The 9,241-nt window shown below is 66.0% G+C and carries 10 protein-coding genes; 5 read left to right on the top strand and 5 right to left on the bottom strand.

The genetic code is table 11. From position 1 onward, the window contains the following. The 3 genes from LIX00_RS05885 to LIX00_RS05895 all read right to left on the bottom strand — a co-directional run bounded on the left by LIX00_RS05885 (position 1) and on the right by LIX00_RS05895 (position 3,087). Entirely contained in the window at positions 1-1,089 is a 1,089-nt protein-coding gene (locus LIX00_RS05885) for an aldo/keto reductase (protein WP_227355272.1), read from the bottom strand. 46 nt (positions 1,090-1,135) lie between these two features. Beyond that, on the bottom strand, positions 1,136-2,161 hold the full coding sequence (gene sppA / locus LIX00_RS05890; RefSeq protein WP_227355273.1) for a signal peptide peptidase SppA: 1,026 nt from the start codon (positions 2,159-2,161) through the stop codon (positions 1,136-1,138). A gap of 62 nt (positions 2,162-2,223) precedes the next feature. Next, a complete protein-coding gene (locus tag LIX00_RS05895; protein WP_227355274.1) occupies positions 2,224-3,087 on the bottom strand; it encodes a coiled-coil protein in 864 nt (287 codons plus the stop codon). 410 nt (positions 3,088-3,497) lie between these two features. Between LIX00_RS05895 and LIX00_RS05900 the strand changes: the two genes are divergently transcribed. The 4 genes from LIX00_RS05900 to LIX00_RS05915 all read left to right on the top strand — a co-directional run bounded on the left by LIX00_RS05900 (position 3,498) and on the right by LIX00_RS05915 (position 5,835). Continuing rightward, complete coding sequence (locus LIX00_RS05900; protein ID WP_227355275.1) at positions 3,498-3,650, top strand: hypothetical protein; 153 nt, start codon at positions 3,498-3,500, stop codon at positions 3,648-3,650. A gap of 72 nt (positions 3,651-3,722) precedes the next feature. Further along, on the top strand, positions 3,723-4,139 hold the full coding sequence (locus LIX00_RS05905; RefSeq protein ID WP_227355668.1) for a DUF371 domain-containing protein: 417 nt from the start codon (positions 3,723-3,725) through the stop codon (positions 4,137-4,139). Between the two features lie 57 nt (positions 4,140-4,196). Next, entirely contained in the window at positions 4,197-5,009 is an 813-nt protein-coding gene (locus LIX00_RS05910) for a nucleotidyltransferase domain-containing protein (protein WP_227355276.1), read from the top strand. A gap of 22 nt (positions 5,010-5,031) precedes the next feature. Further along, positions 5,032-5,835, top strand: coding sequence for an endonuclease III domain-containing protein (locus LIX00_RS05915; RefSeq protein ID WP_227355277.1), 804 nt, complete (start codon positions 5,032-5,034; stop codon positions 5,833-5,835). Here the strand turns inward: LIX00_RS05915 and LIX00_RS05920 are convergent, their stop codons facing one another. After that, a complete protein-coding gene (locus LIX00_RS05920) occupies positions 5,836-7,227 on the bottom strand; it encodes an NAD-dependent succinate-semialdehyde dehydrogenase (protein ID WP_227355278.1) in 1,392 nt (463 codons plus the stop codon). A 216-nt stretch (positions 7,228-7,443) separates the two neighbouring features. Between LIX00_RS05920 and LIX00_RS05925 the strand changes: the two genes are divergently transcribed. Next, on the top strand, positions 7,444-8,658 hold the full coding sequence (locus LIX00_RS05925; RefSeq protein ID WP_227355279.1) for a cation:proton antiporter: 1,215 nt from the start codon (positions 7,444-7,446) through the stop codon (positions 8,656-8,658). Positions 8,659-8,683: 25 nt separating this feature from the next. Here the strand turns inward: LIX00_RS05925 and LIX00_RS05930 are convergent, their stop codons facing one another. Continuing rightward, positions 8,684-9,214, bottom strand: coding sequence for a DUF7097 family protein (locus tag LIX00_RS05930; RefSeq protein WP_227355280.1), 531 nt, complete (start codon positions 9,212-9,214; stop codon positions 8,684-8,686). Positions 9,215-9,241: the final 27 nt, after the last annotated feature.

Consider the following 9,241-nt stretch of genomic DNA (forward strand, 5'->3'; position numbering starts at 1 on the left):
TCACTCGAAGACCGCGTCGAACGCGTTCGCGCCCATCGGGTCAAAGCGGCCGGCGTCGAGATTCTCTCGGACGTGATTCGGGTCGCTCGCGCCGACCAGCGAGCAGGTCACGCCGGGCGCGCTCCGAGCAAAGTTGATGGCGCGCTGGGCGGTCGTGTCGCCGTCGAGTCGCGCCGCCACGTCCTCGGGGAGTTCCTCGGCGAGGCTCCCCTGCGCGATGCTCGCGCTGGTCATCACGTTCAGGCCCGCCTCCTGCGCGAACCAGAGCGCGCTCTGTTCGCCCTCCGGACCGTCCTGCGATTCGACGGTGAAGGCGTCGGCCATGACGACGTTGAAGGGGAGTTGCACCACGCGGAAGTGGGTCGCCGTGTTCTCCGCCGCCTTGGCGGCCTTCCTGGCGCGCGAGACGACTTCCCGGAGCGAGAGGTAGTCGTCGTGGCCCTTCGGCACCCGGAAGGCCGTCCACGTCGCCACGCCGTAGTGTCGAATGTCGCCGTCGGCGGCGCGTTCCTCGAGTCGGGTGAAGGCGGCTTCGAGTCGGTCGTAAACCTCCTCGCGCGACTTTTCGTGCAGTTGCGTCTCGGGGTTGTGGACGTAGTAGCAGTCGACGGCGTCCAGTCCGAGGTTGTCGAGCGACCGGTCGAGTTGGTCGTCGAGGTACTCCGGCGCGATGCAGTGGCTCCCGCGCACGAGGTCGTCGCGGTCGACGATGCCGGTGTCGACGTACTCCTCCTTGACGAACGCGCCCGGGTCCGCCGGTCGCTCGCCGTCGAAGGGGACGAACCCGCCCTTCGTGGCGACGAAGACGGCGTCGCGGTCGACGTCGGCGTCTTCGATCGCTCGACCGACCGCGCGCTCGCTTCGCTGACAGCGGTAGTTGATGGCCGTGTCCACCACGTTGATACCGCCTTCGAGCGCCGCCTCTACGGCGTCGCGGTACGCCGCGTCGACCTCGTCGGTCGGGTCGCCGAGGTAGGTTCCGAGGCCGATGCTGGAGACCGCGCAGTCGCCGAGTCGGCGGAAGTAGGTGCGCCCGAACTCGTCGCCGTGCGCCGTGCGATACTCGTGGGTGCCCGATTCGGTCGCCATGGTCGTGATACTCCGCGCCGCGGTAAAAGCGCGGGGAGTCCTCCGTCTATCGAACGCGAAACTCGAACCCGCGCACGGCGTCCCCGTCGTCCCCGAACGCGCTCGCCACGCCCGCGCCGAGCGAGTACGCGACGCCCTGCGCGCCCAGACTCAATCGCTCGCGCAGGGCGCGGCGCGGTTCGAACTCCCGTACCGACACCTCGGGCACGCCCAGTCGCTCGGCGATTCGATCCTCCACGTCCTCGCGCGTGCCGAGTTCGTCCACGAGGCCGAGTTCGCGCGCGTCGTCGCCGAGGTAGACGCGGGCTTCCGTCTCGCGCACCGTGGCGGGGTCGATGTCGCGCCCCGCCGCCACGCGCTCGACGAAATCCTCGTAGAAGCCGTCGATGATGCCCTGCAGGTAGTCGCGTTCGTCGTCGCCCATCTCCTTCAGGGAGACGCCCGCGTCCTTGTACTTGCCCGCCGCGAGCCGCTCGTAGGCGAGACCGAGTTTGTCGGCCAAGTCGACGGCGTTCACCCGCGAGCCGATGACGCCGATGCTCCCGACGAGGCTGGCGTCCCGCGCGAACAGTTCGTCGCATCCGCTGGCGATCCAGTAGCCGCCGCTCGCGCACACGTCGGTCGCGTACGCGACGGTCGGTCCGTCGAATCGCTGCGCGGCGAGGCGGATGTCGTCGCTCGGGACGACCTCGCCGCCGGGGGTGTTCAGCCGGAGCAACAGCGCCTTCGCGTTCGAGTCGTCGTCCGCCCGCTCTATCTGTTCGACGATGTCGTCGGCCGGCGTACCGACCGAGGAGGGAACCGGCCCGCGTCCGCTCCTGCTTATCGGCCCTTCCACGGCGACCTCGGCCACGTCGTAGTCCGGATAGCGTCGGGCGGCGATCCGGGCGGCGAGTCGCGCGCCGAACAGGCCGACGACGAGCACGAGCGCGACGCCGAGCAGGTCCTCGAGCGAGTCGGGGACGAGGACGAACAGCCACCACGCGACCGCCACGGTGAGCAGTACGGCGACGAGCACGAACGTTCTGCGCGCGGCGCTGCTACCGCTGTCGGATGCGTCTCCGCTTGCCATACTCACGACTGCGCGGTCGACGCCGTTAAACGTTCGCTAAAAGGGAGACGGTAGAATCGAGCTTACAGCAGCCCCGTCTTCTGGAGCTTCATCAGGTCTTCCGTGTCGAGGGTCTCGCCTTCCTTGAACTGCTGGTAGATCTCCTCGGCTTCCTTCTTGGCCTCTTCGCGTTCCTTGGCCTTCTCGGACTTGCGCTCTTTCTCCTCTTTCTTGTCGAGTTCGCGCAGGCGCTTCTGGACGCGCACGAAGTCCTCGTGGTGCTGGTCGGCGGCTTCCTGCGCCTCCACGAAGCTCTCGTGCATCTCGTCGGCGTCGTCGCGGATGTCGTCGGCCTCGCGGTAGGCCTCGATCATGTTGTTGTGGTGCTGCTGGGCCTTGTCGGCGAGTTCCGTCACCTTCTCGTGGTGCTCGCTCGCCTCGGCGCGAACTTCCTCGGCCTCTTCGACGAGGTTTTCCAGGTCGTCACTCTGGTCCAGTTTCTCCTTGCGCTGTTGGTACTCGTCGCGCTTGGCCTCGATCTTCTCGATGAGTTCGCGCTCGTCCTCGGTGGAGAGCACTTCGGTCTGCTGTTTGAACTCGAGCTCCTCGATCTCCTTTTTGAGCTGCTCTAAGTCCTTTCCCTCGTCCAGTTCGAGGTCCGACTTGCGCTGCTCGACGCGCTCGAACAGTTCGTTCGCCTCGGCGTTGAGCTCGTTGCGCTTTTTCTTGTGCTCCTGAACCTGCTCGTTCAGTTCGTCGCGCTTCTCGCGGTGTTCCTGCGCCTCGTCCACCTTCTCGCGCGTCTTCGCGTTGAGTTCGTCCCGGTTGGACGCGCGCTTGCTCGCTTTCTGATTCAGCTCGTTTCGTCGGTCGCGGAGCTGTCCTGCGAGTTTAATGAGTTCACCTTTCGACTTGTTCTGAAGTTCCTCTTCCGTTACGCTTACCATGCTTAGTTATACCTCGGTTCCTTCCGCTCCGGCGCACGCGAGCGTCGCAACTCTCGTCTTCGAATACCAACCAGCCGGTTACAATATTCCCGTTTCATTGGTTGACGCGCGGTTCTACCGTGACGCCGGAAGCGTTCAGGTATTACCAAATATTCGGCATAGCTATTTAAACCTTGTGCCATCGAAACCTGTGGAAACGCTTAGCACGCGCCCCGAAACCCGTGGAAACGCTTAGCATACCTCGTTCAGGGGGGTATATAAATAGCTTCGTGGCTATCGCAAGCCGTTATCGTCGCCCGTCGGAGGTGACGGAAGTTCGAAGCGCCGCCGCGACCACCTTCCCGCTGCCACTTTCACTTTCACTCCGGGGACGGGTCGGTTTAACGTGGTCGGCGCACCGACGGGAACGTATGATAGAGACCCTGCGATGCGCGTGTGAAGCGGACGGCTGCGAGCACGAACTTCGGGAGTCGAACCTGATGCTCGTCATGGAAACCCCCGGAGGAACGCGGCGCGCGTACGAGTGCGACTGCGGCGCGGTGACCGTCACCGTCACGAAGTAGCCGCCTGAATCGGTACCGGCGAGCGCCGACGCGAGTAGCCGTCCTGAAGTGGGTCGGCGCGAAAGGGAGGACATGGAGGAGACGATTCGCGCACGCGGGCACGAGAACGTCACCGCCCGACACGCGAGCACGTTCGAGGTGACGACGGACGATTACCTCACGCCCGCAGGCGACTGCATCCTCGCCGTCGAGGCCGACCGCGCGCCCGCCGACTTCGCCCCGGAGTTCGCGGACGCCTGCCGCGACCCCGACGCGACGATCTCGGTTACCTTCGAAGCGGGCGGACACGAACAGACCGTCACCGGACGGGGGCACTCCGACCTCACCTTCGAGAGCGACCGAAGCGCGGTCGGCAGGACGAGCGACTACGTGGACGACCGAACCGTCCTGACCGGCGCCGAGTTCGCCGCCGACGGCTTCGACCGGGGACTCGTCGCCGCGCTGAGCGAAGGTGCGGAGGCCGTCGTGACGATTCGAGTCGAGGCGTAGACTCGTCGAACCGGGACGAGACGGGAGCGAGAGGCGAACCGGAACGGGAGAACGTACATGGAACCCGACACCGAGCGAATCGAGCGGGTGGTCGAGACGGCGGTTAGACGCGACGACGAGAGGAATCGCCCCGCGTTCTACGCCGTCGCCGGGAGTCACATCTACGGATTTCCGAGCGCGGGCGGCGACGTCGACGTGCGGGGATTCCACCTCGCGGACGGCGAGCGGTACGCGCTCCTCGACGAACCCGCCGATCAGGTCGTCGTGAACCAAGGAGCGGTCACGCCGGGATTCGAGGAGTACGCGGACGTCGACCTCGTCAGCTACGAACTCAAGAAGTTCGGTTCGCTGCTCTACGACGCGAACTTCAACGCGCTGGAGGTCGTCTTCGACGGCATCGAGGTGGTGAACGAGGTGCCGTCCGAACTCGACGCGCTCAAGCGACTGGTCGAAGGCGAGTTGCCGCTCGACGTGCCGCGAACGTACCACGGGATGGCGAAGACGAACTACCGGAAGCGGTTGGACCCGAACCGGGAGTCGTACGCTCCGACCGCGAAGAACTACCTCTACGCGCTCCGGGGACTGCTCGGTGCGCGGTACGTCCTCGATCGGCGCGCGATAACCGCCGACGTCCGCGAGCTTTCGACGCATGCTCTCGGCGACGCCGAGTTGGTCGACGAACTCGTCGCGGCCAAGCGAAGCGACGAGTCGGCTTTCGTGGACGATTCGCTCGCCGAGCGGGCCGACGAGCACATCGCGCGCCTGTTCGACGATATCGACCCACCGCGTCGCGTCGACAAGGGGGCATACCGGGAGAAGCTGAACGACTGGATGCGCGAGGTGCGCGCCGACCACCGACGGATTCTATAGCCCGACGCCGCAATCGGTTCCCATGAGCGACGACCCGGAACCCGCCGAGAACATCAGCGGCGGCGCGGAGGGCGGCGGCGTCGCCGCCGAGTTCGAACCCGCCGACGCCGAGACGCGCGCCGAGGAGGTCGTCGACCGACTCGGCGAGTTGTACTGGCGGAAGACCTACGGCGGCCAGGACGCCTTCACCTGCCTCGTTCGCACCGTCCTCAGCCAGAACACGAGCGACGTGGCCAGCCAACCGGCCCACGACGCGCTGATGGAGCGGCACGGCGACGGCGACTTGGCGGAGAACCTCGCCCGCGCGGAGCGCGCCGAACTCGCCGATACGATCCGCTCGGCGGGCCTCTACAACCAGAAAGCGAACGTGCTCGTCGAAGCGGGGGAACGCGTCGTCGCCGAGTACGGCGGGGCCGAGGGGTTCGACCGGTTCGTCACCGAGGGCGAACCGAGCGACGTGCGAAGCGCCCTGCTCGAGATGGACGGCGTCGGCCCGAAGACGGCCGACTGCGTCCTCCTCTTCTCCGGCGGACGGGCCGGCGTCTTCCCGGTCGACACCCACGTCCACCGGATTTATCGTCGGCTCGGTGTCGCGCCGCCGGACGCCGACCACGAGGAGGTGCGGGCGGTGCTGGAGCGCGAGGTTCCGGCGGCGAAGTGCGGGTTCGGACACACGGCCTCCATCCAGTTCGGCCGGGAGTTCTGTTCCGCCCGGACGCCCGCCTGTCTCGACGGGCCGGAGGCGTGTCCGCTGTCCGACCTCTGCGAGCGGGTGGGCGTGGACGTGGAATCGGGAGACGTCGTCGATCCGGCGGACGCCGACTAGCTACTCGACCTTCCCCTCTCTCCCCGACACGTCCGTCACCCACACCGTCTTCTGGTTCGTGAACTCCCGAATCCCCTGTCGGGAGAGTTCGCGTCCGTACCCCGAGTCCTTCACGCCGCCGAAGGGGAGTCTGGGGTCGGATTTGACGAGTTCGTTGACGAACACCATCCCGGCGTCTATCTCGGGGACGAGGCGCTTCGCCTCCGCTTCGTCCTTCGTCCAGATGCTCGCGCCGAGACCGAACTTCGTGTCGTTGGCGCGGTCGACGGCCTCCTCGGTGTCGGAGACCCGGAAGACGGACGCGACCGGGCCGAACATCTCGTCGTACCCGGCGGGGCTGTCGTCCGGCACGTCGGTGAGGACGGTGGGCGGGTAGTAGGCCCCCTCGCGGTCGAGGGGTTCGCCGCCGAGTTCGACGGTCGCGCCCGCGTCCACCGTCTCCTCGACCTGCTCGTGGAGGCCCTCCATCAGGTCCTCGCGGGCCTGCGGGCCGACGTCGGTGTCCTCGTCCATCGGGTCGCCGACGGTCATCGACTCCATCTCCTCGGTGAACCGCTCCATGAACTCGTCGTACACGTCGTCGTGGACGACGAACCGCTTCGCCGCGATGCAGGACTGACCGTTGTTGATACACCGGGCCTGCGCGCCGGTCGTCGCCGCGTCCTCGATGTCCGCGCCGGGGAGGACGATGAACGGGTCGCTCCCCCCGAGTTCGAGGACGGTCTTCTTCAAGTTGCTCCCGGCCGTCTCGCCGACCGAGCGGCCCGCTCGGTCGCTCCCCGTCAGCGTCACCGCTTCGATCCGCTCGTCCTCGATCACGTCCGCTATCTCGTCCGACCCGACGAGCAGGGCGGTGAACGCCCCCTCGGGGTAGCCCGCCTCCTCGAACACCTCCTGGATGGCCACGGCGCACTGCGGGACGTTCGAGGCGTGTTTGAGCAGGCCGACGTTGCCCGCCGTGAGGTTCGGCGCGGCGAACCGGAACACCTGCCAGAAGGGGAAGTTCCACGGCATCACCGCCAGCACCGGCCCGAGCGGTTCGTAGGAGACGTAGCTCTCCACGTCGGGTTCGGTGCCGACGCGCTCGTCCTGCAGGAACTCGCCCGCGCGCTCGGCGTAGTAGTCGCAGACCCACGCGCACTTCTCGACCTCGGACTTCGCGCTGTCGATGGGTTTCCCCATCTCCTTCGTCATCAGTTCGGCGTACTCCCGTTCGTTCTCGCGCAGAACTTCGCCCGCCTTCGAGAGGAGTCGCTGACGCTCCTCGATGGGCCGCCTGTGCCACTCCTCGTACGTTTCGCGTGCGCGCTGAAGTTTCTCGTCCACCGTCCCCTCGTCGTCCCCGTCCACCGTCTCCAGCACCTCGCCCGTCGCGGGGTTGAGACTCTCCATGTTCGGTTCGACGCCGCGCTAGGGCATGTACCCTCCGGCGGAACGGTCGGAATAGGTTCAGATGCGTCGACGCCCGCGTCGTTTTCCCCTTCCTCGCGACGCGGACAAGGGCTCGTTGACGAGCATACGCGCCGCATACTTATGGCCGTCTGAAACGACAACGAGCACGGTATGGGGCACGACAAGGGGACGGCTACCGGGGTGTGGTTGTCGTAGATGGCCTCGCTCGAATTGTTCCTCGTCATCGGGGCGAGCCTACTGCTCTCGCTGGTCCTGAGCGAAGTAATCGAACGGCTCGGCGAGCCGGGATTCCTCGGAGAAATCGTCGCCGGTATCTTGCTCGGCCCGTCGGTGTTGATGCTCATCGGCACGAATCAGAACAATCCGTTCCTCCTCATCGCGACCATCGGCGGACTCCTGTTGTTCTTCGACGCGGGATACCAACAGATCAGTTTAGACCAACTGCTCGCCGCGTTTCGACCGGTTCTGATAATCGGACTCTCGGGCGTGATACTCCCCTTCGTGGTCGGCTACGGAATCGGAACGTGGTTCGGCTTCAAGCTCGAAGCGAGCTTGTACCTCGGTCTCATCCTCTCCGTGACGTCCGTCTCCATCGTCGTTCGGACGCTGCTCTCGCTCGACAAACTCGACACGCAGTACGGTCGGTGGATTCTCGGCGCGTCGGCGGTCGACGACGTCATCGGCCTACTCGGCATCTCGATTCTCCCGTTGTTCTTCGTCGGGGGCGGGACGGGGGCCACGCTCTCCGCGCTCGGACTGGCCGCGCTCTTCTTCGTCGTCGTGGCCGTCTTCTATCGGTTCCTCCTCGGTCCGATAGCGAACCTGCTCGCGAAGTCCGACGTCGACGAAGCGGACTTCATCGCGATTTTGGGCCTCCTCTTCGTCTTCGGCTACGCGTCCGACGCGGTGAACCTCTCGTACTTCATCGGGGCGCTCGCCATCGGACTGATCGTCTCGACGAACGAGCGACTCGAGGGGAAAGACCTCCAGTCGAACGTGTACGGTATCGCCTACGGGGTGTTCATCCCGCTCTACTTCGTCGCCATCGGAGCGCGGATGAACTTAGGAGACTTGACGCTCAACTCGTTCATCGTCGTCTTCGCGGTACTCGGTCTCCTCTCCAACTTCGTCGCGGGCTACGTCGGAAACCTCCTCGCCGGGGGACCCCGGGAACACTCGCTGATCTTCGGCTTCGCACTGCTGCCGCGTTCGGAGTCGGGCATCGCCATCGTCGCGCTCGGCGTCTCGCAAAAAATCGTCGGGAATCAAATCTTCGTCGCGTATCTGGTCGTCTTCATCGTTTCGGTGCTGCTGACGCCGTCGCTGTTGAAGCGGGCGGTCGACCGCGCCGAGTCGAAGAAAGTGAGCCAGTCGGAGGCGGGGCAGAAACGGCCCGACACGAGCGGCTGAGCGACCCGCTACAGGCGACGACGGATTACTCCGTCGAGTCGTCGTACCGCTCTGCGGCGGTCTCGAACGCGGTTTCGACCTGCTCCCTGCTCCGACGGCCTTCCGCCTCGGCGATGGCCTCCGGGTCGGGGTTCACGTCGTCGTCGATGCGCGCCCACGACTTGTGGACCTTCGCGTGGCACCACCGACAGAGGTAGACCGTTATCTCGTGGCTCAGCGTCTCCCCCTCGCTCGCGTACGAGAGGTGGTGTTCTTCGAGCAGCGGCCGCTCGTCTGAGTGGGCCATCCGACGCTCTTCGAGGCCGCATCGGATGCACCGGCGGTCGCGGTTGCGACACCGGAAGTGCGGACAGTCGCTCCAGTTCCAGTCGCCGTCGGGGTCGGCGACCGGACACGCGAACTCGTCCTCCCGGCGTTCGCGGGCGAACTCGGGGTCGTGTTGCGGGTGTTCGAAGGCGTACCGACACAATCCCTCGTCGGTCAGGTGGTCGCAGAGTCCGGCGTGGTCGTAGGGGTCGTCCACGCCGACCGCGGTTCCCGACGGGGTCTTCTCCATGCTCTGTTCGTGGGGACGCTATCGCAC

Origin of the sequence: Haladaptatus salinisoli (assembly GCF_020614375.1) — an archaeon.
In the GTDB taxonomy this organism is placed as follows: Archaea; Halobacteriota; Halobacteria; order Halobacteriales; family Haladaptataceae; genus Haladaptatus; species Haladaptatus salinisoli.

What these genes read in the sequence shown, in the direction of transcription:
- LIX00_RS05885 (WP_227355272.1), bottom strand. Translation starts at nt 1,089, where the DNA reads ATGGCGACCGAATCGGGCACCCACGAGTATCGCACGGCGCACGGCGAC.
- sppA (WP_227355273.1), bottom strand. Translation starts at nt 2,161, where the DNA reads ATGGCAAGCGGAGACGCATCCGACAGCGGTAGCAGCGCCGCGCGCAGA.
- LIX00_RS05895 (WP_227355274.1), bottom strand. Translation starts at nt 3,087, where the DNA reads ATGGTAAGCGTAACGGAAGAGGAACTTCAGAACAAGTCGAAAGGTGAA.
- LIX00_RS05900 (WP_227355275.1), top strand. Translation starts at nt 3,498, where the DNA reads ATGATAGAGACCCTGCGATGCGCGTGTGAAGCGGACGGCTGCGAGCAC.
- LIX00_RS05905 (WP_227355668.1), top strand. Translation starts at nt 3,723, where the DNA reads ATGGAGGAGACGATTCGCGCACGCGGGCACGAGAACGTCACCGCCCGA.
- LIX00_RS05910 (WP_227355276.1), top strand. Translation starts at nt 4,197, where the DNA reads ATGGAACCCGACACCGAGCGAATCGAGCGGGTGGTCGAGACGGCGGTT.
- LIX00_RS05915 (WP_227355277.1), top strand. Translation starts at nt 5,032, where the DNA reads ATGAGCGACGACCCGGAACCCGCCGAGAACATCAGCGGCGGCGCGGAG.
- LIX00_RS05920 (WP_227355278.1), bottom strand. Translation starts at nt 7,227, where the DNA reads ATGGAGAGTCTCAACCCCGCGACGGGCGAGGTGCTGGAGACGGTGGAC.
- LIX00_RS05925 (WP_227355279.1), top strand. Translation starts at nt 7,444, where the DNA reads ATGGCCTCGCTCGAATTGTTCCTCGTCATCGGGGCGAGCCTACTGCTC.
- LIX00_RS05930 (WP_227355280.1), bottom strand. Translation starts at nt 9,214, where the DNA reads ATGGAGAAGACCCCGTCGGGAACCGCGGTCGGCGTGGACGACCCCTAC.